The sequence below is a fragment of the Pseudoalteromonas sp. T1lg75 genome, assembly GCF_002964705.1.
Classification (GTDB): domain Bacteria; phylum Pseudomonadota; class Gammaproteobacteria; order Enterobacterales; family Alteromonadaceae; genus Pseudoalteromonas.
Genome location: NZ_PQCD01000024.1, coordinates 1 through 645, shown reverse-complemented (window position 1 = coordinate 645; position 645 = coordinate 1). Strand labels below are relative to the sequence as shown.

Annotated in this window: 1 protein-coding gene; it reads right to left on the bottom strand. The window is 50.5% G+C overall.

Annotated features, from left to right (window positions below):
* Positions 1–645, bottom strand: a 645-nt coding sequence (locus C2M36_RS06720) for an IS3 family transposase (RefSeq protein ID WP_158678867.1), incomplete at both ends; no start/stop codon positions are given.

Sequence of the window (645 nt, the reverse complement as noted above, 5' to 3'; positions counted from 1 at the left end):
ATTATCGCGCCCGATGAACGCACTAAATCCTGATAGGCCACCGCACGGTACTGCACGCCTCTATCTGAGTGAAGCATCAAACCCGGTTTAACCTCCCTGCGGGCCAGTGCCATGTTGAAAGCATCGGAAATCAGCTTGACCGTCATCGACGTGTCTAATGCCCAACCCACAATCGCCCTGGAGAACAGGTCCATCACCGCGGCTAGGTAAAGCCACTGGCCGCGAACACGGATATAGGTGATATCTGATACCCATTTCCTGTTGGCATGCTCTGTGGTGAACCGCTGGGCAAGCACATTCTCTTCTACATTCGAGCTTGAATAGCTGCTGTGACTATAACGGAACGCCTTGCCGTTTCTTGCCTTGAGAGCTAGTTCTTGCATGATTTTAGCAACAGCGTTGAGGCTACATCGAACACCACTGGCATTTAGTTCATACGTTATCCTGGGCGCGCCGTAGCGAGCCTTAAAAACCTCATACGTCTCTTTCACATGATGGGCCAGCTCAGCGTGTTTCTGTGCTTTATAGCTCGGCTTTCGGTTTAAATAACGATAGAAGCCAGAGCGTGAAACCTTCAATGCTTTACACATCAAGGTGATCCGGAACTGGCCTACATACTGCGCAATCAGCGCGTACTTTACTCCT